At 74.7% G+C, this 221-nt stretch carries 1 pseudogene; it reads right to left on the minus strand.

Annotated elements, in window-relative coordinates:
- A pseudogene (locus G3I40_RS08640) lies at positions 1-221 on the minus strand (cell division initiation protein); the annotation flags it as partial.

Consider the following 221-nt stretch of genomic DNA (forward strand, 5'->3'; position numbering starts at 1 on the left):
GCGCTCCACCGCCGTGCTGGTCGGACGCCTGGGACTGCTGGGGCTGAGGGGACTGCTGGGGCCAGCCGTAGTCGGGCTGCCCGGTCGGCTGGGGCGGGTAGCCGTTCGGGTCGTAGCCGCCCTGCTGCGGGTAGGCGGCGTACGGGTCGGGCTGCTGCTGGTAGCCGTACGCGTCCTGGACGCCCTGGTGGAGCGGCTGCTCCTGGTAGCCGTACGCCGGC

This window comes from Streptomyces sp. SID14478 (genome assembly GCF_010548525.1).
Taxonomy (GTDB): domain Bacteria; phylum Actinomycetota; class Actinomycetes; order Streptomycetales; family Streptomycetaceae; genus Streptomyces.